22 protein-coding genes and 1 other RNA gene are annotated in these 23,727 nt (G+C 68.7%); 14 read left to right on the forward strand and 9 right to left on the reverse strand.

What is annotated here, in order from left to right:
- Nucleotides 1–10: 10 nt before the first annotated feature.
- From BACI71_RS15455 to BACI71_RS15475, 5 genes are all read left to right on the forward strand, one after another.
- Nucleotides 11–478 (forward strand): hypothetical protein, encoded by a 468-nt coding sequence (locus BACI71_RS15455; protein WP_159760111.1) that lies wholly within the window; start codon nt 11–13, stop codon nt 476–478.
- Nucleotides 475–2,328 carry an acetyl/propionyl/methylcrotonyl-CoA carboxylase subunit alpha gene (locus BACI71_RS15460; protein ID WP_159760113.1) on the forward strand — a complete coding sequence of 618 codons (1,854 nt, stop codon included), beginning with the start codon at nt 475–477 and terminating at the stop codon, nt 2,326–2,328. The genes BACI71_RS15455 and BACI71_RS15460 overlap by 4 nt, the downstream gene beginning before the upstream one ends.
- Nucleotides 2,328–2,780, forward strand: coding sequence for a MaoC family dehydratase (locus BACI71_RS15465; protein WP_159760115.1), 453 nt, complete (start codon nt 2,328–2,330; stop codon nt 2,778–2,780). The genes BACI71_RS15460 and BACI71_RS15465 overlap by 1 nt, the downstream gene beginning before the upstream one ends.
- Entirely contained in the window at nt 2,777–3,616 is an 840-nt protein-coding gene (locus BACI71_RS15470) for an HpcH/HpaI aldolase/citrate lyase family protein (RefSeq protein WP_159760117.1), read from the forward strand. The genes BACI71_RS15465 and BACI71_RS15470 overlap by 4 nt, the downstream gene beginning before the upstream one ends.
- Nucleotides 3,617–3,761: 145 nt before the next feature.
- On the forward strand, nt 3,762–5,090 hold the full coding sequence (locus BACI71_RS15475; RefSeq protein ID WP_159760119.1) for an ABC1 kinase family protein: 1,329 nt from the start codon (nt 3,762–3,764) through the stop codon (nt 5,088–5,090).
- A gap of 130 nt (nt 5,091–5,220) precedes the next feature.
- On the opposite strand, the gene rnhA is transcribed toward BACI71_RS15475, so the two are convergent.
- From rnhA to ispH, 3 genes are read right to left on the reverse strand one after another with little or no spacing between them, the layout of a single operon-like run.
- Nucleotides 5,221–5,682 carry a ribonuclease HI gene (gene rnhA / locus BACI71_RS15480; protein ID WP_159760121.1) on the reverse strand — a complete coding sequence of 154 codons (462 nt, stop codon included), beginning with the start codon at nt 5,680–5,682 and terminating at the stop codon, nt 5,221–5,223.
- Nucleotides 5,679–6,632, reverse strand: a complete 954-nt coding sequence (thrB, locus tag BACI71_RS15485; protein ID WP_159761265.1) for a homoserine kinase — start codon at nt 6,630–6,632, stop codon at nt 5,679–5,681. The genes rnhA and thrB overlap by 4 nt, the downstream gene beginning before the upstream one ends.
- A gap of 10 nt (nt 6,633–6,642) precedes the next feature.
- A complete protein-coding gene (ispH, locus tag BACI71_RS15490) occupies nt 6,643–7,620 on the reverse strand; it encodes a 4-hydroxy-3-methylbut-2-enyl diphosphate reductase (protein WP_159760123.1) in 978 nt (325 codons plus the stop codon).
- Between the two features lie 106 nt (nt 7,621–7,726).
- Between ispH and BACI71_RS15495 the strand changes: the two genes are divergently transcribed.
- The 3 genes from BACI71_RS15495 (at nt 7,727) to ruvB (ending at nt 9,873) form a co-directional block, all read left to right on the forward strand.
- Complete coding sequence (locus tag BACI71_RS15495) at nt 7,727–8,383, forward strand: hypothetical protein (RefSeq protein ID WP_443018511.1); 657 nt, start codon at nt 7,727–7,729, stop codon at nt 8,381–8,383.
- A 124-nt stretch (nt 8,384–8,507) separates the two neighbouring features.
- Nucleotides 8,508–8,801: a hypothetical protein gene (locus BACI71_RS15500; RefSeq protein WP_159760125.1), complete on the forward strand. Its 294-nt coding sequence runs from the start codon at nt 8,508–8,510 to the stop codon at nt 8,799–8,801.
- A gap of 49 nt (nt 8,802–8,850) precedes the next feature.
- On the forward strand, nt 8,851–9,873 hold the full coding sequence (gene ruvB / locus BACI71_RS15505) for a Holliday junction branch migration DNA helicase RuvB (RefSeq protein ID WP_159760127.1): 1,023 nt from the start codon (nt 8,851–8,853) through the stop codon (nt 9,871–9,873).
- 233 nt (nt 9,874–10,106) lie between these two features.
- Here the strand turns inward: ruvB and BACI71_RS15510 are convergent, their stop codons facing one another.
- Nucleotides 10,107–10,550, reverse strand: coding sequence for a TM2 domain-containing protein (locus tag BACI71_RS15510; protein ID WP_159760129.1), 444 nt, complete (start codon nt 10,548–10,550; stop codon nt 10,107–10,109).
- 131 nt (nt 10,551–10,681) lie between these two features.
- Here BACI71_RS15510 and ptsP point away from each other — a divergent pair, with 131 nt between their 5' ends.
- The 5 genes from ptsP to ftsH all read left to right on the forward strand — a co-directional run bounded on the left by ptsP (nt 10,682) and on the right by ftsH (nt 17,967).
- Nucleotides 10,682–12,949 carry a phosphoenolpyruvate--protein phosphotransferase gene (gene ptsP / locus BACI71_RS15515; RefSeq protein ID WP_159760131.1) on the forward strand — a complete coding sequence of 756 codons (2,268 nt, stop codon included), beginning with the start codon at nt 10,682–10,684 and terminating at the stop codon, nt 12,947–12,949.
- Nucleotides 12,950–13,059: 110 nt separating this feature from the next.
- Nucleotides 13,060–13,950: a helix-turn-helix domain-containing protein gene (locus tag BACI71_RS15520; protein WP_159760133.1), complete on the forward strand. Its 891-nt coding sequence runs from the start codon at nt 13,060–13,062 to the stop codon at nt 13,948–13,950.
- Between the two features lie 85 nt (nt 13,951–14,035).
- Nucleotides 14,036–14,914 carry a tetratricopeptide repeat protein gene (locus BACI71_RS15525; RefSeq protein WP_159760135.1) on the forward strand — a complete coding sequence of 293 codons (879 nt, stop codon included), beginning with the start codon at nt 14,036–14,038 and terminating at the stop codon, nt 14,912–14,914.
- A 1-nt stretch (nt 14,915) separates the two neighbouring features.
- The gene (gene tilS, locus BACI71_RS15530) at nt 14,916–15,920 is read left to right on the forward strand and encodes a tRNA lysidine(34) synthetase TilS (RefSeq protein ID WP_159760137.1); all 1,005 of its coding nucleotides are present in this window, start codon (nt 14,916–14,918) and stop codon (nt 15,918–15,920) included.
- Nucleotides 15,921–15,984: 64 nt separating this feature from the next.
- Nucleotides 15,985–17,967, forward strand: coding sequence for an ATP-dependent zinc metalloprotease FtsH (ftsH, locus tag BACI71_RS15535; RefSeq protein WP_159760139.1), 1,983 nt, complete (start codon nt 15,985–15,987; stop codon nt 17,965–17,967).
- Between the two features lie 310 nt (nt 17,968–18,277).
- Here the strand turns inward: ftsH and ligA are convergent, their stop codons facing one another.
- Both ligA and BACI71_RS15545 read right to left on the reverse strand, forming a co-directional pair.
- Nucleotides 18,278–20,419, reverse strand: a complete 2,142-nt coding sequence (ligA, locus tag BACI71_RS15540) for an NAD-dependent DNA ligase LigA (RefSeq protein ID WP_159760141.1) — start codon at nt 20,417–20,419, stop codon at nt 18,278–18,280.
- Between the two features lie 40 nt (nt 20,420–20,459).
- Nucleotides 20,460–20,891 (reverse strand): RrF2 family transcriptional regulator, encoded by a 432-nt coding sequence (locus BACI71_RS15545; RefSeq protein WP_159760143.1) that lies wholly within the window; start codon nt 20,889–20,891, stop codon nt 20,460–20,462.
- A gap of 45 nt (nt 20,892–20,936) precedes the next feature.
- Between BACI71_RS15545 and ssrA the strand changes: the two genes are divergently transcribed.
- Nucleotides 20,937–21,284: a transfer-messenger RNA gene (gene ssrA, locus BACI71_RS15550) on the forward strand.
- Between the two features lie 71 nt (nt 21,285–21,355).
- Here ssrA and BACI71_RS15555 read toward each other — a convergent pair.
- From BACI71_RS15555 to BACI71_RS15565, 3 genes are all read right to left on the reverse strand, one after another.
- On the reverse strand, nt 21,356–21,520 hold the full coding sequence (locus BACI71_RS15555; RefSeq protein ID WP_201297392.1) for a hypothetical protein: 165 nt from the start codon (nt 21,518–21,520) through the stop codon (nt 21,356–21,358).
- Between the two features lie 214 nt (nt 21,521–21,734).
- Nucleotides 21,735–22,523 carry an SDR family oxidoreductase gene (locus BACI71_RS15560; RefSeq protein WP_159760145.1) on the reverse strand — a complete coding sequence of 263 codons (789 nt, stop codon included), beginning with the start codon at nt 22,521–22,523 and terminating at the stop codon, nt 21,735–21,737.
- A gap of 15 nt (nt 22,524–22,538) precedes the next feature.
- The gene (locus BACI71_RS15565) at nt 22,539–23,684 is read right to left on the reverse strand and encodes an acyl-CoA dehydrogenase family protein (protein WP_159760147.1); all 1,146 of its coding nucleotides are present in this window, start codon (nt 23,682–23,684) and stop codon (nt 22,539–22,541) included.
- Nucleotides 23,685–23,727: the final 43 nt, after the last annotated feature.

Here is a 23,727-nt window from a genome sequence, read left to right on the forward strand (position 1 = left end):
GGAGACAATGATGATCCTGCTGATGCTGTTGGCGCAGACCACGCCCGTCGCCCCGATCGTGAAGGGCACCGCCCTGCCGCCGTCGGGGACCGAGGAGGCGCAGGTGATGGTGCCGGTCGACGCGCTGCTGCGCGCGATCGAGACGAACGACCGCGCCGCCGCGCTCGCCGCGACGCTGCCGGAGGGCACGATCACCGCGACGCGTACCGCGCCGGACGGCGCGCCGCAGCGGCGGACGCTGCGCTGGGCCGAGTGGGCGGCGCAACTCACCCCCGAGCAAGGTCTCGTCGAGAAGCAGGGCGTTCCGGCGATCGAGATCGACGACAATGCGGCGATGGTGTGGGCGCCCTATACGGTCACCGTCTCCGGCAAGCCGGTGCAATGCGGCTATAACCTGTTCGACGTGGTGCGCGGGGCGACGGGATGGAAGATCCTGAACGTCACCTATTCGGCGCGTACCGAGGGCTGTACATCATGATCGGATCGCTGCTGATCGCCAATCGCGGCGAGATCGCGCGGCGGATCATTCGCACGGCGCGCACGCTGGGAATTCGCACGATCGCGGTCCACTCCGATGTCGATGCCGAGATGCCGTTCGTGCGCGAGGCCGATGCGGCGGTGTGTATCGGCAGCGCGGCGGCGGCGGACAGCTATCTGCGGCAGGACCGCCTGCTCGATGCGGCGCGCGCTACGGGCGCGGAGGCGATCCACTCCGGCTATGGCTTCCTGTCCGAGAATGCCGAGTTCGCGGAGGCGGTGGTCGCGGCCGGGCTGGTGTGGGTCGGCGCGCCGCCCGCGGCGATCCGCGCGATGGGGCTGAAGGACGCCGCCAAGGCGCGGATGATCGCGGCGGGGGTGCCGGTGACGCCGGGCTATCTGGGCGCGGATCAGGCGCCCGACCGGCTGCAGGCCGAGGCGGATGCGATCGGCTATCCGGTGCTCATCAAGGCGGTCGCGGGCGGCGGCGGCAAGGGGATGCGGCAGGTCGACGCGCCGGGCGACTTCGCCGAGGCGCTGGCGAGTTGCCAACGCGAGGCGGCGGCGTCGTTTGGCGATGCGCGCGTGCTGATCGAGAAATACATCCTGTCGCCGCGTCATATCGAGGTGCAGGTGTTCGGCGACATGCACGGGCAGGTGGTGCATCTGTTCGAGCGCGACTGCTCGCTCCAGCGGCGGCACCAGAAGGTGATCGAGGAAGCGCCTGCGCCGGGGATGGATGCGGCGACGCGCGCGTCGGTGTGCGAGGCGGCGGTGCGCGCGGCCAGGGCGGTCGATTATGTCGGGGCGGGGACGATCGAGTTCATCGCCGATGCGTCGGAGGGGCTCCGCGCCGATCGCATCTGGTTCATGGAAATGAACACGCGGTTGCAGGTCGAGCATCCCGTCACCGAGGCGATCACCGGGCAGGATCTGGTCGAGTGGCAGTTGCGCGTCGCCAGCGGTGAGCCGTTGCCGAAGGCGCAGGACGAATTGGCGATCAATGGCTGGGCGATGGAGGCGCGGCTCTATGCCGAGAACCCCTCGACCGGCTTCCTGCCGTCGACGGGGCCATTGGAGCGGCTGCGCTTCCCGACGGGGGTGCGCGTCGACAGCGGGGTCGAGGAGGGTGGGGCGGTGACGCCGTTCTATGACCCGATGATCGCCAAGCTGATCGTGCATGGCGCGACGCGCGCGCAGGCGGCGCAGCGGCTGGCGACGGCGGCGGCGGGCACGCAGGTTTGGCCGGTGCGGACCAACGCCGCATTTCTGGCGCGGGCGGCGGCGCACCCCGACTTCGTGGCGGGGCGCGTCGATACCGGGTTTATCGCGCGCCACGCCGAGACGTTGATCCCGTCGGCAGAGCCGTCGCAGGCGGTGGTCGCGGCGGCGGCGGGGGCGTTGTTGCCTGCGGCGGGTGATACGCCATGGACTGCGTTGCGTGGGTTCCGCACCAATGCCGCGCCGGCGATGCAGGTGGCCGTCGAGGTGGCCGGGCAGCCCTATGTGGCGGAGCCCGCGCCGTTGCCGGGCGCCGAGGTCGCGGACGGCGTGCTGTTCGCGGGCGGCGAGGCGTGGCCGTTCGGGGCTCGGCGCGCGGATCAGCTCGGCGGCGCGAGCGAGGGCGATGGTGCGCTGCTCGCGCCCATGCCGGGGCGTGTGATCGCGGTGCCGGTCGCGCAGGGCCAGCGGGTGTCGCGCGGCGAGCGGTTACTGGTGCTGGAAGCGATGAAGATGGAGCAGGCGTTGCTCGCGCCGTTCGACGGCGTCGTCGCCGAGCTGAAGGTCGGCGAGGGCGCGCAGGTAACCGAGGGCATGTTGCTGGCGCGGATCAGCGCGGGAGACGAATGATGGCCGGCCGTCATTATGACGAGTGGCAGGTCGGCGACCGGATCGTTCACGAGATCCGCCGCACCGTGACCGAGACCGACAATCTGCTGTTCACGACGATGACGCACAATCCGCAGCCGCTCCACCTCGATGCCGAGGCCGCGAAGGCGAGCGAGTTCGGGCAGATCCTCGTCAACGGCACCTTCACCTTCGCGTTGATGGTCGGGCTGTCGGTCGGCGATACGACGCTCGGGACGCTGGTCGCCAACCTCGGCTATGACAAACTGGTGATGCCGAAGCCGGTGTTCCTCGGCGACACGCTGCGTGCCGAGACCGAAGTGCATGAGTTGAAGGACAGCCGCTCGCGCCCGGAGGCGGGGATCGTCACCTTCATGCACCGTCTGCGCAACCAGCGTGATGAAGTGGTGTGCCAGTGCCTGCGCACCGCGTTGCTCAAGCGACGCGCGGCATGAGGTTGCGCTCGCTGCTGTTCGTGCCGGGCGACCGGCCCGAGCGGTTCGACAAGGCCGCGGCGAGCGGAGCGGATGCGCTGATCCTCGATCTGGAGGATGCGGTCGCGCCTGCGGCCAAGGCGACAGCGCGCGCGGCGGTGGCGGCGCGGCTGCGGGCGGCGCGCGGTGACGTGGCGGAGTTCGTGCGGGTCAATCCGCTCGGGACGGCGCTGTTGGAGGAGGATCTGGCGGCGCTTGCCGGGGTGTCGCCGGATGCGATCGTGCTGCCGAAGGCTGAGGGGGGGGCGAGCGTTCTCGATCTCTCTGCGCGGCTGGCAGCGGCGGGGATCGTCGCGCCGGTGCTGCCGATCGCGACCGAGACACCGGCGGCGATCTTTCAGCTTGGCAGCTATGCGGGCTGTAGCGTGCCGCTCGCCGGGCTGACGTGGGGGGCGGAGGATTTGCCCGCGGCGATCGGGGCGGCGACCAGCCGTGAGGAAGATGGCCGGTTTACGGCGCCTTATGAGATGGCGCGGTCGCTGGCCTTGTTCGCTGCCCATGCCGCGGGGGTGGCGGCGATCGAGACGGTTTATCCGGCGTTTCGCGATGAGGCGGGGCTGGCGCGCTATGCGGCGCGAGCGGCGCGTGACGGGTTCACGGGGATGATGGCGATCCACCCGGCGCAGGTCGCGACGATCAACGCTGCCTTTACGCCGACCGCGGAGCAGGTCGCGCACGCGCGGGCAGTGGTCGCGGCGTTCGAGGCGGCACCGGGAGCGGGGGTGTTGCAGCTCGATGGCAGGATGATCGACGCGCCGCATCTGGTGCAGGCGCGGCGGGTGTTGGAGCGGGTGTAAGTTCACGCTTCCGTCGTCGCCCCGGACCTGATCCGGGGCCCCGCTTCTTTCTCGCGGGAAGGGAAGAAGAAGCGGGATCCCGGATCAAGTCCGGGATGACGGGATAGGCACGGAACCGCGCGCTATTCTCCCGCGCTCTGCCGCCATGCAGGATGATGATCTTTCCAGGGCCCGCCATCGCGCGGTGCCGAGCGGGCGGCTGGCGCGGCTCGGCGGGTTCGGGCGGCTGGCGGGCGGTGTCGCGGGCGGGATGCTCGCCGAGGGCGCGCGGCGGCTGGCGGCGGGCGAGCGGCCCAAGGTCGGCGACCTGATCCTCACCCCCGGCAATGCCGCGCGCGTCGCGGATCGGCTGTCGCACCTGCGCGGCGCGGCGATGAAGCTGGGGCAGATGATCTCGATGGACGCGGGCGACGTGCTGCCACCCGAGTTGCAGACGATCCTCGCGCAGCTTCGCAATCAGGCCTACCGGATGCCCCCGCAACAGCTCGACCGCGTGCTGCGCGAGGAATGGGGCGCGGACTGGCGGCGGCGGTTCCGGCATTTCGAGGCGTCACCGGTCGCCGCCGCGTCGATCGGGCAGGTGCATCGCGCGACCTTGCCCGACGGGCGGGTGCTGGCGATCAAGGTGCAATATCCGGGTGTCGCCGACAGTATCGGCGCGGATGTCGACAATGTTGCGACGCTGCTGCGTGTTTCGGGGCTGTTGCCGGCGACGCTCGATCTCAAGCCGCTGCTGGCGGAGGCCAAGCGGCAGCTGGCCGAGGAAGCCGATTACGTCCGCGAGGGCGCGGAGCTGCGCGCCTATCGCGAGCGGCTGGCGGGGGATGCGCGCTATGTCGTGCCGGCGCTGGAGGAAGCGCTGACCACCAGGCGGGTGCTGGCGATGGAGTTCGTCGCCGGGCGGCCGATCGAGGCGCTCGCCGAGGCGTCGCAGGACGAGCGCGACGTGGCGATGACGTCGCTGATCACGTTGGTGCTGCGCGAATTGTTCGAATTCGGCGTGATGCAGACCGATCCGAACTTCGCGAATTACCGCTGGCAGCCGGAAACGGGCGCGCTGGTGCTGCTCGACTTCGGCGCGGCACGGCGCGTGCCCGAGGAGACCGCGGCGGGGTATCGGCGGCTGATCGAAGCGGGGCTGGCGCGCGACCGCGACGCGATCCGCGAGACAGCGGTTGCGGTCGGGTTCCTCGGTTCGGCGGCGGCGGCGGCGCATCGCCCGGCGATCGACCGGATCATCGCGGCGATCGACGACGCGCTCAACCGGCCGGGCGCGTTCGACTTCGGCGACCGCGCGTTCGTCCCAGTGGTGCGCGAGGAGGCCAAGGCGATGATCGCTGACCGGACGACGTGGCACGTTCCGCATGTCGAGACGCTGTTCGTCCAGCGCAAGGTGAGCGGCACGGCGTTGCTCGCGGCGCGGCTGAAGGCGCGGGTCGATGTGCGCGGGCTGGCGGCGGCGGCGGTCGCGTAGATCCGACGTTTAACTCGTCACCCCGGACTTGATCCGGGGTCCCGCTTTACGTCGCGACCGTCGGGAAGAAGCGGGGCCCCGGATCAGGTCCGGGGCGACGGTGACAGGGTGGGTCCGGGACGACAACGGTTCAGACCGTCGCCTTCGTCCGTCCCGCCTCGACCGCCGCGTCGCTTGCCAGACGGTCGGCACGTTCGTTTTCGGGGTGGCCGGCGTGGCCCTTGACCCATTTCCAGTCGACCCGGTGTGGCCGTGCCGCCTCGAGCAGCGCCTGCCAGAGGTCGGCGTTCTTGACCGGCTTCTTGTCGGCGGTCTTCCAGCCGTTCTTCTGCCAGCCGTGGATCCACTTGGTCAGCCCGTCCATGACGTAGCGGCTGTCGGTCGACAAAGTCACGCGGCACGGGCGGGTCAGCGCGTTCAGCCCCTGAATCGCGGCGGTCAGCTCCATGCGGTTGTTGGTGGTGAGCGGCTCGCCGCCGGCCAGCTCCTTCTCGTGCTTGCCGGCGCGGATCACCGCGCCCCAGCCGCCGGGGCCGGGATTCCCCTTGCACGCGCCGTCGGTGAACAGCTCGACCTGCGTCAGCTCGGTCATGCGAACGCCGCCGGATGGGCTTCGTACCAGTCGAGCCGGCGGAGATAGGCGAGCGGGTCCTTGCGCATCACCAACGCGTCGGCGGGCGTATGCAGCCAGTCCCACGCGCGGCTGAGCAAGAAGCGGATGCACGCGCCGCGCGCCAGCAGCGGCAGCGCGGTGCGCTCGGCATCGCTGAGCCCGAACGCGGCGGTATAGCCGGTCAGCAACGCGGCGCCGACCGCGGCATCGGGGTTCTCGCCGCGGGCGTCGAAGGTCCATGCCGAATGCATTACCGCGACGTCATAGGCGCGGACGTCGGTGCAGGCGAAGTAGAAGTCGATCAGCCCGGTGACGGCGTCACCGTGCATCAGCACGTTGTCCGGGAACAGGTCGGCGTGGATCGCGCTGACCGGCAGGTCGAGCGGCCATGCCTGCTCGACGCCGCGCAGTGCGGTGTCGATGCGGTCGAACAGGCCGGGCTGGATCGTGTCGAGGTCGCGCCCGCATTTCTCCAGCAGCGGTCGCCATGTCGCGATGCCCATCGAGTTGACGCGCGTCTGGCGGAAGTCGGCGAGCGCGGCGTGCATGTCGCCCATCGCGGTCGCCGCCGAATGCGCCTGTGCCGGGGTCGGGTGCGACACCGACACGCCGGTCAGGAAGCGGATCAGGCAGGCCGGGCGTCCCTCCAGCGTCTGGATCACCGCGCCGTCGCGGTCGGGGATCGCCGGCGGCACCGCCACTGCGCGCGCGGCGAGATGATCGAGCAGCGCCATGAAAAACGGCAGATCGTCCGCCGCGACGCGCTTTTCATAGAGCGTCAGGATGAAGCGCGCCGTCGTGGTGTCGACGAGGTAGTTGGAATTCTCCACCCCCTCGGCGATGCCCTTGACGGAGACCAGTTCGCCGACGTCGTAGCGGCGAAGGAAGGCAGCGAGCGCCTCGGCGGAGACGTGCGTGTAGACAGCCATCATGCGTGCGTCAGGCGGCGGCGTCGAGCCCGCGCGGCAGCTTGAACGCGATCGTCTCGCGCGTCGTCTCCTCCTCGCGCTCGGTCACGTCGAAGCGGGCCGCCAGCCGGTCGACCAGCTCGCGCACCAGCAATTCGGGAGCAGAGGCACCGGCGGTGATCCCCAGCGTGCCGACGCCGTCGAGGAACGCCCAGTCGAGGTCGCTGGCGCGCTGGATCAGCGCGGCGCGGATTCCCTGCCGCTCGGCGACCTCGACCAGCCGCACCGAATTCGACGAATTGGGCGCGCCGATCACCAGCACCGCGTCGCATGCGTCGGCGATCGCCTTGACTGCTGCCTGCCGGTTCGAGGTGGCGTAGCAGATGTCCTCGCCGCGCGGCGCCTGGATCGCGGGGAAGCGGCGGTGGATCGCGGCGACGATCGCCGCGGTATCGTCGACCGACAACGTCGTCTGCGTCAGGAACGACAGGTTTTGCGGATCGGGGACAACCAAGGTGTCGACGTCCTCAACCGTCTCGATCAGCGACATGGCGCCCTCGGGCACCTGCCCGAACGTGCCGATCACTTCCGGGTGGCCGGCGTGACCGATGAAGAGGATGTGGCGGCCGGAGTCGACCAGCCGTTCGGCCTGACGATGCACCTTCGAGACGAGCGGGCAGGTCGCGTCGAGATAGTCGAGCCCGCGGTTCTGCGCCTCGGCGGGCACGGACTTGGGCACGCCGTGCGCGGAGAACACCACCGGCGCGCCATCGGGCACCTCCGTCAGTTCCTCGACGAACACCGCGCCCTTCGCCTTCAGCGAGTCGACCACGAACTTGTTGTGGACGATCTCGTGCCGGACATAGACCGGCGCGCCATGCTTCTCGATCGCCAGCTCGACGATGCGGATCGCGCGGTCCACGCCGGCGCAGAAGCCGCGCGGCGCGGCGATCAGCAATTCCAGCGGGCGGCGGGTGGCGGCGGCGGGGTCGGTGACGGGATCGGCCATGCCGGCGGCTCTACGCGAATGCTTGCTCCGGCGATAGACGCTTCCTATGCTGGCGACGACCCGGGGCCGTTTCGCGGCGCCGTTTCACTTGTGCCCATTGCCCGGGATTGTGTTTGTGAACGCTCGCCAAATCGCCGCTCCGCTGATCCTCCTGCTCGTGGGTGGATGCGCGAAGAGCGGGGAGATCGATGTTTCCGGCGGGGGTGCCGGCATCACCGCGGTGCGCAGCGCCTGCCCGACGGTCGGCGTGCCCGCGGGCACCGGCGACGTGACGTTGTTCGATCCGTCGAACAGCCGGGCCGCCAGCGCGATCGACGTGGTCGCGACGATCAGCAACGTGCGGTCGACCTGCGACGATCAGGGCGCCGACGTCACGACGCGCGTCACCTTCGACGTCCGTGCGCGTCGCACCCGTACCGATGGCGCGCGTGACGTGACCTTGCCCTATTTCATCGTCGTCACCCGCGGTGGCAGCCAGGTGGTCGCCAAGCGAGTGTCGCAGGTCGGGCTTCATTTCGATGCGGGGCAAGGCGTCAGCAGCACCAGCGCCGAGGCGAACAGCGCGGTGGCGCGCAGCGCCGCGACGTTGCCGCAGGACGTCCGCGACCGGCTGACGCGGCGTCGCAAGGCGGGTGACGATGATGCAGCGGTGGATCCGCTCGCCGATCCGAAGGTGCGTTCGGCGGTGGCCTCGGCATCGTTCGAGGCGTTGGTCGGCTTCCAGCTCACGCAGGACCAGCTCCGCTACAATGCGACGCGCTGACCCGAAACGGTGAATATTTCAGCAACCGTCTTCGAATGTTTCGGGCGCTCAATCTTTAGGCAAGATTCGGCTGCGTAAGAGCGTCCGGCCGATGTCGCGGTGACTCGGTCAGAGGAATTTGGACGTGACCAGCGTGTCTCCCATTGCCGGCACATCGTCGATCCTGCGATCGATGCAGGCTGCGCGCGCGGCGGCAGCGCCCGAGTCGCCGGTCGCTGCCACGCCGGTCGCGCCGATCAAGCGCGAGGAGCCGGTCGCCGCCTCGACCGGCAGCCTGATCCGCACTGCCGGCGAGCATCTCGATCAATTCGATCGTGTCATGGAGAAGCTGCGCGCCAATATGGCACCGGGCGCGGTCACCTATGGCCGTACCTCGTCGGTCGGGCAGACCGGGCAGATCGTCGACCGGCTCGGTTGACGCGCCGCCGGGACTTGCCCCGGCGCTGCGCTTCGCTACGGAACGAAGCGTGACCGAGGACGACCGCCTGATCTCGCCCGCGCGCCGTGTCGAGGATGTCGACGCCGCGCTGCGCCCCAAGACGCTCGGCGATTTCGTCGGGCAAAAGGCCGCCCGCGAAAACCTGCGCGTATTCATCGAGGCGGCGAAGGGGCGGGGCGACGCGCTCGACCACGTGCTGTTCTTCGGACCGCCGGGTCTCGGCAAGACGACGCTGGCGCAGATCGTCGCGCGCGAAATGGGGGTCGGCTTTCGCGCGACCTCCGGTCCGGTGATCGCCAAGTCGGGTGATCTTGCCGCCCTGCTGACCAATCTCGAGGACGGCGACGTGCTGTTCATCGACGAGATCCACCGTCTGCAACCCGCGGTCGAGGAGGTGCTCTATCCCGCGATGGAGGATCGCGCGCTCGACCTGATGATCGGTGAGGGGCCGTCGGCGCGCAGCGTGCGGATCGACCTGCCACGCTTTACCCTGGTCGGCGCGACGACGCGGCAGGGGTTGCTGACCACACCGCTGCGCGACCGGTTCGGGATTCCGGTGCGGCTGCAATTCTATACCGTCGAGGAGCTGGAGCGCGTGGTGTCGCGCGCGGCGCAGTTGCTCGACCTCGGTATCGCGCGGGACGGGGCGATGGAGATCGCGCGCCGCGCACGGGGGACACCGCGGATCGCCGGGCGGCTGCTGCGCCGCGTGCGCGATTTCGCGACGGTCGCCGGCGCGCCGATGGTCGATGCGCCGGTCGCCGATCGCGCGCTCAACCGGCTGGAAGTCGACAAGCTCGGCCTTGATGCGATGGATCGCCGCTATCTGATGATGATCGCGGACATCTACCGCGGCGGCCCGGTCGGGGTCGAAACGCTCGCCGCCGGGCTGAGCGAGCCGCGCGACACGATCGAGGAAGTGATCGAACCCTATCTGATCCAGCTCGGGCTGGTCGCACGCACCGCGCGCGGGCGCGTGCTCAATGCGGGCGGGTGGAAGCACCTTGGCCTCAACCCGCCGGCCGGATCGCAGGACGGGCTGTTCGACTAGGGCGGATCGACGGTCGGGGGGCAGGCCTCATTTCAAGCCCTCACCGGAAGAGATCGTTGCGAAAGGTCGGGACCGTGCCCTTTCCAAGCCGTACCCCGGCGAAGGCCGGGTCCGGTTGGAGAGATAGTTCAGCTAGTCGCAATCGCCTCCCAACCGGGCCTCGACCTTCGCCGGGGTACAAGAAGGCGGGTTTAGCAACCTTCCCCTTCGGGGGAGGGCTTGGGCGCTTTGATCTAAGGACGGCGCGGGTAGCGTGCGGCGAACTCGCGGTCGGACATGACGAGATAGCGGACGGTGTCGACCAGCGCCCAGATGCCGGTGACGATCAACCCGAAGAAGGTGAGCGTCAGGACGAGCATCACGATCGCCGAGGCGGTGCGCCCGAGATAAAAGCGGTGGACGCCGAGCGTGCCGAGCAGGAAGGCGAGCGCCGCCGCCACATATTTGTTGCGATCGTTGTGCGGCACGGCGCTGGCGGCGAGCGGCGGCGGTGCGCTCGCCAGCGGGAAGATGTTGAGCGCACGGCCGCCCGACGTCTCGAAGTCGACCGGCTGGCCGATCGCCGGTTCACCGCGCTGCGCCCAATCCTCGGGCAGGAAGGTGTAGCGCTGCCCGTCATCGCCCGCCACCAGGCCGTGACCGCTGCGCGCGTCGACGCCCAGTACCTGCCCACGCATCACATTCCCCTTCTCGCTGCGCGCCGTCTCAACATCGTGCCGGGGTTTAGGCAAGGATCGCGATGCGCGCACGCGGACAAAAATATTTTGTTGCGTGGCACCCAAGCCACAGGTCTGATAGCCCCTCCCCCATGCCCGTGTCCGCCGCCCGCTCCGCTCGCGAAATCCTCGTCAATCTGCACGACGTGATGGCCGCGCGCTCGAACGCCCAGGCCAAGCTCAATTCGGTCGTCGAGATCATCGGCGAGGCGCTGGATAGCGAGGTCTGCTCGATCTATCTGTTGCGTGAGGGGGTGCTGGAGCTGTTCGCGACGCGCGGGCTCGATCCGGCGGCGGTGCACGTCACCAAACTGGCGCTGGGTGAGGGGCTGGTCGGCACGATCGCGCAACATAACGAGGTGCTCAACCTCGACGAGGCCGCCAGCCACCCCGATTTCGCCTACAAGCCCGAGACTGGCGAGGATCGCTACCACAGCTTCGCAGGGGTGCCGATCATCCGGCGCGAGCGCGCGGTCGGGGTGCTGGCGGTGCAGCATGCCGACCCCCGCCGCTACGAGGATGTCGAGATCGAGGCGCTGCAGACGGTGGCGATGGTGCTGAGCGAATTGATCGCCAATGCCGGGCTGATCGACCAGGCGGGCCCGCGCGACCGGCCGCAATCGACCGCCCCGACGCGCATCGCCGGGCAGAAGCTGGTCGACGGCATGGCGGTGGGCTGCGCGGTCTTCCACCAGCCGCGCATCCATATCGAGCACACGGTCGCCGAGGACACCGAGGCCGAGCGCCACCGCGTCTATGCCGCCTTCGACAAGATGCGCGAGCAGATCGACCGGATCGCACGCGAGGCGGAGTTCGGCGTCGGTGACGAGCATCAGGAGGTGATCGCCACCTACAAGATGTTCGCCTATGACGAGGGCTGGGCACGGCGCATCAACGAGGCGATCGACAGCGGGCTGACGGCGGAGGCGGCAATCGAACGCGTCCAGCAGCGCACCCGCCAACGGATGCGCGAGATCGACGACCCGCTGCTTGCCGACCGGATGCACGATCTGGAGGATTTGTCGAACCGCCTGCTGCGGATCGTCTCCGGCCAGATGGGGACTGCGGCGCAGATGGGGTTGCGGCAGGATACGATCCTGATTGCACGCAACCTCGGCCCGGCCGAACTGCTCGAATATGACCGTCGCCGGCTGAAGGGCGTGGTGCTGGAGGAGGGGTCGCTGACCGCACACGTCACGATCGTCGCGCGCGCGATGGGCGTGCCGGTGCTCGGGCGCGTCCGCGACGTGCGGCGACTGATTGCGGAGGGCGACCTGCTGTTGCTCGACGTCACTGAGGGCACGCTGACCGTCCGTCCGACCAGCGGGATGGAGGAGGCGTTCGAGGCCAAGCTGGCCGCGCGGCAGAAACGCAAGGCGGCCTATGCCGCGTTGCGCGACGTCGCGCCGGAAACGAAGGACGGCTATCGCCTGACGGTGATGGTCAACGCCGGGCTGCGCGACGATGTCGCGGCGCTCGACGTGACCGGCGCCGACGGAATCGGGCTGTTCCGTACCGAATTCCAGTTTCTGGTCTCGGCGACGCTGCCGCAGCGCGAACGCCAGCAGCGTCTGTATCGCGAGGTGCTGGACGCCGCAGGCGCGCGTCCGGTGATCTTCCGCACCGTCGACATCGGCGGTGACAAGGCCCTGCCGTACCTGATCCACGCCGAGGATGAGGAAAACCCGGCGATGGGCTGGCGCGCGCTGCGGCTGGCGCTGGAACGCGACGGGCTGATGAAGGCGCAGGCGCGCGCGTTGCTGGAGGCGGCGGCCGGGCGGACGCTCAACGTCATGTTCCCGATGGTGTCCGAGGCGTGGGAGTTCGACGAGGCGCGCGCGCTGTTCGAAAAGCAGCGCGATTTCCTCGCCTCGCGTAACAAGCGGTTGCCGCTCGAGGTCAATTACGGTGCGATGCTCGAAGTACCGGCGCTCGCGTATCAGCTCGACCTGCTGCTGCCCTCGGTCGATTTCCTGTCGATCGGCACCAACGACCTGACGCAGTTTCTGTTTGCCGCCGATCGCGCCAACCCCAAGCTCGCCGAACGCTACGACTGGTTGTCGCCTTCGATCCTGCGCTTCCTGCGCCGCGTTGTGGTGCCTGCGACGCACGCCGGCGTGCCGGTCGGGGTGTGCGGCGAGATGGGCGGGCGGCCGCTGGAGGCGATGGCGCTGATCGGGATCGGGATCGACCGGCTGTCGATCACGCCGGCGGCGGTCGGCCCGGTGAAGGCGATGATCCGCTCGCTCGATCGCGGCGCACTGGTCGCGTTCATGGAGGAGTTGCTGTCGCGCCCGCCGCGCGATGTGCGTGGTGCGCTGGCACGCTGGGCGGCGGAACAGGGCGTCGAACTGGCATAGCGACAGGACGGACTGAGCCAGCGTCTGGCGGCACGGTGTGTTGACACGTCCGTGACGCTTTGAAAGACGATAGGGACGCATCGCGGTTAACGCAGGGGTCGGAGACAGGAATGAGCGAAGGCGAGCATCCGGCGCAGGCGACGTCGCCGAGCGGCGCTCCGCAGTCCGGCACGGTCGGGGCCCGGCTGCGCGCCGCTCGTGAGGCGCAGGGATTGTCAGTGGCCGAGGTGGCGGCGCGGACGCGGGTGACGCAGCGCTTCCTTGAGGCGCTGGAGGACGACCGACTCGATCTGCTGCCCTCGCCGACCTACGCGTCCGGGTTTGCCCGCGCCTATGCGCGCGCGGTCGGGCTCGATCAGGCCGAGATCGGACGTGGTATCCGCGGCGAGCTGGCGCGCGGCGCGATGCCGATCCGGCAGCATCATATCGAGGAAATCGCCGATCCGTCGCGCGGGCCGTCACGCGGAACGGTGATCGTCGCGGCGGGTGTCGCGCTGGCGGTGCTGATCCTCGGCGTGCTGTGGCTGTCGACGGGCATGTTCCGCGGCACGCAGGAGTCGCCGGAGGCGGCGGCGAGCCCGACGACGGTGGCGCGCAGTGCGCCGGTGCCGCCGCCCAGTCCGACCCCGGCGACGGGCAAGGTGGTGCTGACCGCGAAGAACGAGGTGTGGATGCGCGTCTACGACGGCGCGAACAAGACGTTGTTCACGGGCACGTTGCAACCCGGGCAGACCTTCGAGGTGCCCGCCGGCACCGACCGGCCGATGCTCAACATCGGGCGGCCCGATCAGCTGGAGGTGACGGTCGACGGCCGTGCGCTCCCGCCGCTCGGTGACGGCAAGCGCGCGATGAAGGACGTCGGCGTCAGCGCAGAGGCATTGGCGGCGCGATCCGCCGCCGTGGCGGCACCGGCGGCGACGCCGGGCGGCGGCACGAGCCCTGCGCCGACCGCGGGCAACACGGGGGTGCCGTCCGCCTTTCAGGCGACCACTGGACAGTGAGGTTCGGCGTTTGCCTGCTTCAGGCTGGCGACAGCTGTGATATCACAGACTTTTATCCGGTGCCGATGCATCGGGGGACGAGAAGATGACCAAGTTTCTAGCCGGCGCGGCGATCGCGCTTACCCTGGCCAGCCCGGCGCTGGCCCAGCGTGACGCGCCGGTCACCGCCCGCGTCGACAAGCTGGAGAGCGAAATGCGCGCGGTGCAGCGCAAGGTGTTCCCGGGCGGCGCGGGCATGATGGTGGAGCCGCAGATCGCGCCGAGCGCGCCGGCGCCGGTCGAGGCGGCAGGTGTGCCCGCATCGGGCGCGATCACCGATCTCACCGCGCGTGTCACCTCGCTCGAACAGCAGCTGGCGTCGATGACCGGGCAGATCGAGCAGAACGAATTCAAGCTGCGCCAGCTGGAAGGCCAGTTCGCCGACTACCGCAAGGCGACCGACGCGAAGCTCGCAGCCCCGCCGGCGGCGACGCCGGTCGCGCCGGTCGGCGGTCCCGATGTCACGGTGCCGGAGGCCCCCGAGCCGGCCGACAGGCCCGCCAGCACGGCCAGTGTCGCCAAGCCGAACAGCGGGGACGCGGCGGAGGACGGCTACCTCTACGGCTACCGGTTGTGGGAGGCGAAGCGCTATGGTGACGCGGTGACGGCGCTCAAGAAGGTCGTTGCCGACTTTCCCAAGCATCGCCGTGCCAGCTATGCACAGAATCTGATCGGCCGGGCCTATCTCGATGACGGCAAGCCCAGCCTCGCCTCGATCGCTTTCTACGACAATTACAAGAAGTTTCCGGATGGCGAGCGCGCACCGGACAGCCTGTTCTATCTCGGCAGCGCGCTGGTCAAGCTCGACAAGGCGGCGGATGCCTGCAAGGTCTATGGCGAGTTGAGCGACGTCTATGGTGCGACGATCTCCGCCAAGATGAAGGCCGACATCGTCAAGGCCCGCGCTACCGCCAAGTGCAAGTGAGGTGACGCTGCGTCCGCTGCCGGAGGCGGCGGTCGCGCGGTTCCGCGGCGATGTCGAGCGGCTGGTCGCGCAGGCGCGCGGAGCAGCGGTATCCGGCGAGCCGCGGCTGGCGTTGGCGGTCTCCGGCGGCGCCGACAGTATGGCGATGCTGCGACTGGCAGCCGCAGGGTTGGCGGGGCGGATCACGGTCGCGACCTTCGATCACCGGCTGCGCGCCGGGTCGGGCGGAGAGGCGGCGCTGGTCGGCAGCGTCTGCGCCGCGCTGGCGATCCCGCATCAAACGCTCACGCCGTTCGCGCCGATCACCGGCAACAGCGTGCAGATGCGCGCGCGGACCGCACGGTACGCGGCACTGGGCACGTGGGCGCGGGGTGAGGGCGCGGGGTTCCTGCTTACCGCGCATCATGCCGACGACCAGGCCGAAACGCTGCTGATGCGACTCCAGCGCGCGTCCGGACTGTCCGGACTGGCGGGCATTCGGGCCGTGCGGTTCGATGCCGATGGCGTGGTGCTGCGCCCCTTGCTCGATTGGCGACGTGCCGAGTTGCGCGCGTTGGCGAGCGAAAGTGCGACGCCGTTCGTCGACGATCCGTCGAACGACGATCCGCGGCACGACCGGACGCGGATCCGTGCCCTGCTCGCCGCGACGCCGGCGCTCGATCCGGTCGCGCTGGCGGCGTCGGCGGGTTTTCTCGCCGAGGCGGAAGAGGTGCTCGTCCAATCCGCCGAACGGCTGTGGGCGGAGCGCTGGCGTGGTCCGGACAGTGGCCTGCCGGTTGCCGGCGAGCCGCGCGATCTTCGCCGCCGGCTCGTACGTCGCGCGCTGGCCGAAACCCGCATGCGACTCGGGATCGGGCGCCCGTCGTTCGATGCCGATTCGGCCAACGTCGAGGCGTTGCTCGACGCGCTGGCGGCGGGGCGGGCGGCGACACATGGCGGCGTCATGGTGCGTAGCACCTCGAGAGGCTGGGTCTTTTGCGCGGCACCACCGCGTCGATCACTCTAACCGACGTTGTTCCATTGCCATTAACCCGTCCGGGCCTACATTGTACGCGACGGAAAGGTAGCCGATGAACGACAACGACAGGCAGCCCGGAAACGGCGGCAATGACAATGGTGGCTCGGGCGGTCCGAACCCGTGGATGAAGAGCCTGCTGATCTGGGTCGGCGTGCTGCTTTCGCTCGCGGTGGTGGTGACGCTGTTCGACGGCCGGACGAGTTCGGCGCAGGGCAATACGATCGCTTACTCCACCTTCCTCGACAAGGTCGACGAAGGCACGGTGAAGAGCGTCAACGTCAGCCGCGACATGATCTCGGGCAGCTTCTCCAGCGGTGACAAGTTCCGCACCTATCCGGTGCAGGATTCGGGGCTGATGGACCGGCTGCGCAAGTCGGGGGTCGAGGTTGCGGGCAAGCCCGAGGAAGGGCCGTCGATCTGGATGGTGCTGCTGTATCAGTCGCTGCCGTTCCTGCTGTTCCTGGGCATCGCGTTTTTCGTGTTGCGCCAGATGCAGAAGGGTGGCGGCGCGGGCGGCGCGATGGGCTTCGGCAAGAGCCGCGCCAAGGTGCTGACGCAGAAGGAGGGCAAGGTAACCTTCAACGACGTCGCCGGCATCGATGAGGCACGCGAGGAACTGGTCGAGATCGTCGACTTCCTCAAGGACCCGACCAAGTTCGCGCGGCTCGGCGGCAAGATCCCGAAGGGTGCGTTGCTGGTCGGCTCGCCGGGCACCGGCAAGACGCTGCTGGCGCGCGCGATTGCGGGCGAGGCGGGCGTGCCGTTCTTCACCATCTCGGGTTCGGACTTCGTCGAGATGTTCGTGGGCGTCGGTGCGAGCCGCGTCCGCGACATGTTCGAACAGGCCAAGAAGAGCGCGCCGTGCATCGTCTTCATCGACGAAATCGACGCGGTCGGCCGTCATCGTGGCGCCGGGCTCGGCAATGGCAATGACGAGCGCGAGCAGACGCTCAACCAGCTGCTGGTCGAGATGGACGGCTTCGAGGCAAACGAGGGCATCATCATCGTCGCGGCGACCAACCGCCCCGACGTGCTCGACCCTGCGCTGCTGCGGCCGGGCCGTTTCGACCGGCAGGTCGTGGTGCCGCGTCCGGACATTGATGGCCGCGTCAAGATCCTCGAAGTGCATATGAAGAAGGTGCCGCTGGCGCCCGACGTCGATGCGCGGACGATCGCGCGCGGCACGCCGGGTTTCTCGGGCGCCGATCTCGCCAATCTCGTCAACGAGGCGGCGCTGATGGCGGCGCGCAAGGGCAAGCGGCTGGTCGCGAACGCCGAGTTCGAAGAGGCCAAGGACAAGGTCATGATGGGCGCCGAGCGTCGCAGCATGGTCATGACCGAGGACGAGAAGCGGATGACCGCCTATCACGAGGCGGGCCATGCGATCGTCGCGCTGCATGAGCCGGCGTCGGACCCGATCCACAAGGCGACGATCATCCCGCGCGGGCGTGCGCTGGGCATGGTCATGCGGCTGCCGGAGCGTGACAGCTACAGCTATCATCGTGACAAGATGTACGCGAACCTCGCGGTGGCGATGGGCGGGCGGATCGCCGAGGAAGTGATCTTCGGCTATGACAAGGTGTCGAGCGGCGCGAGCGGCGACATCCAGTACGCCACCGGTCTGGCGCGCGACATGGTCACGAAGTGGGGCATGTCGGACAAGGTTGGTCCGGTCGAATATGCACAGCCCGAAGGCGAGAGCTTCCTCGGCTATTCGTCGAGCCAGCCGGTGCGGATGTCGAATGCCACGGCGCAGCTGATCGACGACGAGATCAAGGCGATCGTCGAGGGCGGTCTGCACCGCGCCAAGCAGGTGCTCACCGACCATCTCGACCAGCTGCACACGCTGGCGGGGGCGCTGCTCGAATATGAGACGCTCAGCGGTGACGAGATCAAGCGCTTGATCGCGGGTGAGGAACTCGATCGTCGCGACCAGGGGCCAAAGACGCCTTCAATGCCGGCGGTGGGAACGTCGATTCCAAAGACCAAGCGGCCATCGGGGCCGTTCGGCAATCCGTCGCCTGCCGGGGCGTGATGCCTCGGTAGCGATGTGGGTGATGAAGGAGGCGGCCTGCGGGTCGCCTCTTTTTTTGTGCGCCGCTTGGCCTCGTCGTTGCGAGCGTAGTGAAGCAATCCAGAGCCGGATCAGAACGCCCTGGATTGCTTCGCTGCGCTCGCAATGACGGCGGAGGTTGCGTCGGGTGCCCATACCGCCGTTGGTGGTCGTCCGCTCGCCTACCTCACCCGTCGCTCCGGACATGATCCGCGGCCGGCTCCTTCCTGGCAACGGACGTAAGAAGAAGTGGAGTCCCGGATCAAGTCCGGGATGACGATCGAGATTTGCGCTATTCTCCCGCGCCGGCGACGATCGCATTCCATCCCGCTTCGTCGATGACCATGATCCCCAGCTCGGCGGCCTTGGTCGCTTTCGACCCCGCGCCGGGCCCGGCGACGAGCAGGTCGGTCTTCTTCGACACCGACCCTGCGACATGCGCGCCGAGCCGCTCGGCCTGCGCCTTCGCCTCGTCACGGCTGAGCGTCTCGAGCTTGCCGGTGAACACCACCGTCTTGCCCGTGACTTCCGAGCCGCGCGTCTCGACTACGAACGGCGGCGGCGTCACCTCGGCGAGCAAATCGATCCAGACTGCCTGATTGTGCGGCTCGTGGAAGAAGTCGGCGAGTGCATGACCGACTGCCGCGCCGACATTCTCGACGCCGATTAACTCCGCAATCGCCTTGTCGAGGCGGTTGCGGTGCCGCTCGGGGGTTTCGCCGATCACCGCCGGCAGCGCTTCGCGCAGCGCGATGACCTCGCGCGCCTTCTCGGCGAGCGCGGGCAGGGTGACGTAGCGCTTGAGCAGATCGCGGGCGGTGACGATTCCGACGTGGCGGATGCCGAGCCCGAACAGCAGCCGCGCCGCGTCGGGGGTGCGCCGCGCCTCGATCGCGTCGAGCAAGGCGTCGACCGAGCGCGCCTGCCAGCCCTCGCGCCCGACCAGCTCGTCGCGGTGCGCGGCGAGGCGGAAGATGTCGGCGGGCTCCTTGATCCAGCCGAGATCGGTCAGTTCGACCAGCGTCTTTTCGCCGAGCCCGTCGATGTCGAGCGCGCCGCGGCTGACAAAATGCTTGAGCCGTTCCAGCCGCTGCGCCGGGCACACCAGCCCGCCGGTGCAGCGCACATCGACCTCACCCTCTTCGGCGACCGCCTCGCTGCGGCAGATCGGGCAGTGATCGGGGAAGGCGAACGGCGGCAGCTCGGCGGTGCGCGGCAGCACCGCGACGATCTGCGGGATCACGTCACCGGCGCGTTGCAGGATCACCCGGTCGCCCTCGCGCGCGTCGAGCCGCGCGATCTCGTCGCGGTTGTGGAGCGTGGCGTTGGTGACGACGACGCCGCCGACCGTAACCGGGGTGAGCCGCGCCACCGGGGTCAGCTTGCCGGTGCGGCCGACTTGGATATCGATCCGCTCCAGCGTGGTCTGCGCCTGTTCTGCGGGAAATTTGTGCGCGATCGCCCAGCGCGGGGCGCGGCCGACGCTGCCCATCCGCTCCTGCCAGTCCAGCCGGTCGAGCTTGTAGACGACGCCGTCGATGTCGAACGGCAGATCGGCGCGCTGTGCCTCGATCGCGCGGTAGACGGCCAGCGCGCCCGCGGCATCATCGCAGCGCCTAAACGCATCGGCGATCGGGAAGCCCCACGCGCGGAGCGCCGCGACGACCGCCGCTTGCGTGTCGCCGGGGATCGCGCTCGCCTCGCCCCAGCCGTGCGCGAGAAACCGCAACGGCCGGGCGCGCGTGACGTCCGGATCCTTCTGGCGAAGCGAGCCGGCCGCGGCGTTGCGCGGATTGGCGAACTGGCGCGCCTCCTTGCCGCTGGCGTCGGCCTCTTCGGCCAGCCGGCGGTTAAGCGCTGCGAACGCCGCCTTTTCCATATAGACCTCGCCGCGCACCTCGAGGACGTCGGGCGCGGCGGCGGGGAGCGCCGCGGGAATGTCGGCGATCGTGCGGACGTTAGCGGTCACGTCCTCGCCGACCGCGCCGTCGCCGCGGGTGAGCGCCTGCACCAGCCGGCGATCCTCGTAGCGTAGCGAGCAGGACAGGCCGTCGATCTTCGGCTCGGCGGTGAGCGCAACCGGCTCCTCGGCGGCCAGCCGCAGGAAGCGGCGGACGCGCGTGACGAACTCCGTCACCTCCTCGTCAGAGAAAGCGTTGTCGAGGCTCATCATCGGGCGGGCGTGCGCCACCTTGGCGAGATGCGCGGCGGGCGCCGCGCCGACCTGCCGGCTCGGCGAATCGTCGCGGGCCAGTGCGGGGAAAGCCTGTTCGATCGCGCGGTTGCGCCGGACGAGCGCGTCATAGGCCGCGTCGCTGATCTCCGGTGCGTCCTCGGTATGATAGCGCCGGTTGTGGTGGGCGATCTCGGTGGCCAGCCGCGCCAGCTCGGCAGCGGCGGCGGTGTCGTTCTCGGGCAGCGGCGCGTCGGTCATCGCACCGGGTTAGAAAACCCGCGCGGCAGCGTCCATCACTTCACGCGGCGGCGAGCTTCTCCGCGGTCGCGTCGGCGAGGCTGGTGCCGTCGAGGATGCGCGCCGTTTCGTCGCGTACGCGCATCATCGCCAGCCGAATCGCGCATTCGGCCTCGCTCTTGCAATCCTTGCACGGGCGATAGGCGGTGCGGCTGACGCAGGGAACGAGCGCGAGCGGCCCCTCGATCACGCGGATCACCTCGCCGAGCGAGATCAGATGCGCGGGCCGCGACAGGACGTAACCGCCCATCTTGCCGCGATAGCTGTGCAGCAGCCCGGCATCGCGCAGGTCGGCAAGGATCAACTCGAGGAATTTGCGGGGAACATTTGCCTCGGCCGCGATGCGCGTCATCGGCGTCGGCGGCGCGCCGGCCGGGCCGGTGGCCAGAAACAGCATCGATCGCAGGGCGTAACGGGAGCGCTGAGTGAGCATAGCCCACTATATACAGGGATATTGTGGCGGGCAAATGGCCGTTCGCCCCTTTTCCAAACGCTTCTGGTGTCCTATATCGCTCGTCGTCGGGTTCTACCCGGCTATGGCGATAAACTGCGGCGTAAAATAGATGCAGCGGACCCGGGGGCAGTACCCGGCGGCTCCACCATAAGTGGTGGTGTTTCTGGACACCGTTTCTGACGGGGCCGAACCAGGATCGACGTGTGTTGAAAGGCGCTGTTTTCGCTCGGAATGGGACCACCGCAACGGCCCATTACACAAGTGCCAACGATAACGAAGCACTCGCGATTGCGGCGTAACTGAGGGCCTAACGGCCTGACGTTACACCAAGATAGCGCGGTTGGACCCCACCGGGCAACAGAAGGGGATTCCAGCGGTACGGGGAGCACCGGGCAACAGAAGCTCCCCACTTACCTTATTTCTAGCGGCAGAACCGTCCCGGGTCAGTCGTTGCCGAGCAAAGATGATTTGCGCGGGATCGTTTCTTCGTTCGGCTGCCCTTTGTCGAGCTGATCCGAAGGGCGGCGCGCGTCCCCGTCCTGCTGATGCTCGGTCGAGAGATTGGGGCGCTTGGTCTCGGTGGTCGGGCGGATTGCGTCATCGGACATCGCATCGTCTCCTCTACGTTGACCAACGGATCGCATCATGCGGCCGTTCCCGCTGCCCGGTGGGATCGATCAAGCGGGATGAGAGCTGGCGGCGCCTTTCCTTCATCGTCCGAATTGGATCCGGAACCCCGACTTTCTCCGACGAAGAAAGAAGCGGGATCCCGGATCAAGTCCGGGATGACGGGGAGTGAGGCTGATCGGGGGAGGGCGGCACCTAGCCGTCGATGCTGCCGCCCAGCGCGGCATGGACGAGGCCACCGTCGACCGCGATCGTCTCGCCGACGACATAGTCCCCGGCGCGGCTGGCGAGATAGATGGCGGTGCCGGCCATGTCCTCGTCAGTGCCGATCCGCCGCGCCGGGATCGCCCTGGCCACCGCCTCGCCATGGTCGCGCGCGGCACGGTTCATCTCACTGGCGAAGGCACCCGGCGCGATCGAGGTGACGTTGATGCCGTCACGTATCAGCCGCGCCGCCAGCCGCTTGGTCAGATAGATCAGCGCCGACTTCGAAGCGTGATAGCTGTACGTCTCCCACGGATTGAGCCGCAGCCCGTCGATCGAGGTGATATTGATGACCTTGGCCGGGCGCTGCGCGCTCGCACCGGCCTTGAGTAGCGCGTGAAGCGACTGCGTCAGGAAAAACGGCGATTTGACGTTGAGGTCCATGACCTTGTCCCAGCCTGCCTCCGGAAAGTCCTCGAACGCTACGCCCCAGGCCGCGCCGGCATTGTTAACGAGGATGTCGAGTCGTTCCTCACGCTTGGCCAGCGCGGCGGCGAGCGCGCGACAGCCGTCGACGGTGGAGATATCCTGCGGGAGCGCGATGCAATTCTCGCCAAGCTCGGCAGCGGTTTCCGCACAGGCCTCGGCCTTGCGGCTTGAGACGTAGACGCGCGCGCCCTGCGCGACGAAGCCGGCCGCGATCATCTTGCCGATCCCGCGGCTGCCGCCGGTGACCAGCGCGACGCGACCGTCGAGCCGGAACAGCTTGCTGAAATCCATCGGTGGCCTTCTCCCTTATTCCCCGCGCTTCAACGTCTCGCGGGCGATGATCAATTGCTGGATCTGGCTGGTGCCTTCGTAGATCCGGAACAGCCGCACGTCGCGGTACAGCCGCTCGACGCCGTAATCGGCGATATAGCCCGCCCCGCCGAGGATCTGCACGGCGCGGTCGGCAACGCGGCCGACCATCTCGCTGGCGAAATATTTGGCGGCGGCGCTCTCCAGAATCACGTCGTCGCCGGCATCCTTCCTGACGGCGGTGTCGAGCACCAGCGCACGAGCGGCGAGCGCCTCGGTCTTCGAATCGGCGATCATCGCCTGGATCAGCTGATGCTCGGCGATCGGCTTGCCGAACTGGCGGCGACTGGTGGCGTATGCGACTGCATCGGCGATCAGTCGCTCGGCGACCCCGACGCACACCGCGGCGATGTGCAGCCGTCCGCGATCGAGCACCTGCATCGCGATGCGGAAGCCATCGCCTTCCGCGCCGAGCCGGTTGGCGAGCGGCACCGGCACCTCATCGAACATGACATCCGCGACCTTCGCGCCTTTCTGACCCATCTTCTTCTCGGGCGTGCCGATCGTCACGCCGGGCAAGTCGCGCGGTACGAGGAACGCCGACACGCCGCGGCCGCCCTTTTCCTCACCGGTGCGCGCCATGACCGTGAACAGGTCGGCGCGGTCGGCGTTGGTGATGTAGCGCTTGGTGCCGCTCAGGCGGTAGACGTCGCCATTGCGGATCGCGCGGGTGGCAACGCTGCCTGAATCGCTGCCGACGTCGGGCTCGGTCAGCGCGAAGCTGGTGATGATGTCGCCGCTGGCGATCTTCGGCAGCCAGACCTCCTTCTGCTCGGCCGAACCCGCGATCACCAGCCCCTGGCTGCCAATGCCGACGTTGGTGCCGAACGCCGAGCGGAACGCGGGCGTGGTGCGGCCGAATTCGATCGCGACGCGCGCTTCCTCGGACATGGTCAGCCCGAGACCCCCATACTCGGGAGCGATCGACAGTCCGAACAAGCCAAGCGCGCGCATTTCATCGACGATCGCTTCGGGCACCGCGTCGTCGGCTTCGACCTGTGCCTCCAGCGGGCGCAGGCGATCCGCCACGAAGCGGCGCACGGTCGCGATCAGGGCATCGAACGTCTCGGTATCAAGCGCCATGGTGGCTGCCTCACCCTCTCCGCAGGGAAGGCGACGGCTTAGG

Source organism: Sphingomonas sp. 8AM (assembly GCF_902506455.1).
In the GTDB taxonomy this organism is placed as follows: domain Bacteria; phylum Pseudomonadota; class Alphaproteobacteria; order Sphingomonadales; family Sphingomonadaceae; genus Sphingomonas.

Excerpts from the sequence above, each read along its gene's own strand:
- BACI71_RS15455 (WP_159760111.1), top strand. The coding sequence starts at position 11 with ATGATCCTGCTGATGCTGTTGGCGCAGACCACGCCCGTCGCCCCGATC.
- BACI71_RS15460 (WP_159760113.1), top strand. The coding sequence starts at position 475 with ATGATCGGATCGCTGCTGATCGCCAATCGCGGCGAGATCGCGCGGCGG.
- BACI71_RS15465 (WP_159760115.1), top strand. The coding sequence starts at position 2,328 with ATGGCCGGCCGTCATTATGACGAGTGGCAGGTCGGCGACCGGATCGTT.
- BACI71_RS15470 (WP_159760117.1), top strand. The coding sequence starts at position 2,777 with ATGAGGTTGCGCTCGCTGCTGTTCGTGCCGGGCGACCGGCCCGAGCGG.
- BACI71_RS15475 (WP_159760119.1), top strand. The coding sequence starts at position 3,762 with ATGCAGGATGATGATCTTTCCAGGGCCCGCCATCGCGCGGTGCCGAGC.
- rnhA (WP_159760121.1), bottom strand. The coding sequence starts at position 5,682 with ATGACCGAGCTGACGCAGGTCGAGCTGTTCACCGACGGCGCGTGCAAG.
- thrB (WP_159761265.1), bottom strand. The coding sequence starts at position 6,632 with ATGGCTGTCTACACGCACGTCTCCGCCGAGGCGCTCGCTGCCTTCCTT.
- ispH (WP_159760123.1), bottom strand. The coding sequence starts at position 7,620 with ATGGCCGATCCCGTCACCGACCCCGCCGCCGCCACCCGCCGCCCGCTG.
- BACI71_RS15510 (WP_159760129.1), bottom strand. The coding sequence starts at position 10,550 with ATGCGTGGGCAGGTACTGGGCGTCGACGCGCGCAGCGGTCACGGCCTG.
- ptsP (WP_159760131.1), top strand. The coding sequence starts at position 10,682 with ATGCCCGTGTCCGCCGCCCGCTCCGCTCGCGAAATCCTCGTCAATCTG.
- BACI71_RS15520 (WP_159760133.1), top strand. The coding sequence starts at position 13,060 with ATGAGCGAAGGCGAGCATCCGGCGCAGGCGACGTCGCCGAGCGGCGCT.
- BACI71_RS15525 (WP_159760135.1), top strand. The coding sequence starts at position 14,036 with ATGACCAAGTTTCTAGCCGGCGCGGCGATCGCGCTTACCCTGGCCAGC.
- ftsH (WP_159760139.1), top strand. The coding sequence starts at position 15,985 with ATGAACGACAACGACAGGCAGCCCGGAAACGGCGGCAATGACAATGGT.
- ligA (WP_159760141.1), bottom strand. The coding sequence starts at position 20,419 with ATGACCGACGCGCCGCTGCCCGAGAACGACACCGCCGCCGCTGCCGAG.
- BACI71_RS15545 (WP_159760143.1), bottom strand. The coding sequence starts at position 20,891 with ATGCTCACTCAGCGCTCCCGTTACGCCCTGCGATCGATGCTGTTTCTG.
- BACI71_RS15555 (WP_201297392.1), bottom strand. The coding sequence starts at position 21,520 with ATGTCCGATGACGCAATCCGCCCGACCACCGAGACCAAGCGCCCCAAT.
- BACI71_RS15560 (WP_159760145.1), bottom strand. The coding sequence starts at position 22,523 with ATGGATTTCAGCAAGCTGTTCCGGCTCGACGGTCGCGTCGCGCTGGTC.
- BACI71_RS15565 (WP_159760147.1), bottom strand. The coding sequence starts at position 23,684 with ATGGCGCTTGATACCGAGACGTTCGATGCCCTGATCGCGACCGTGCGC.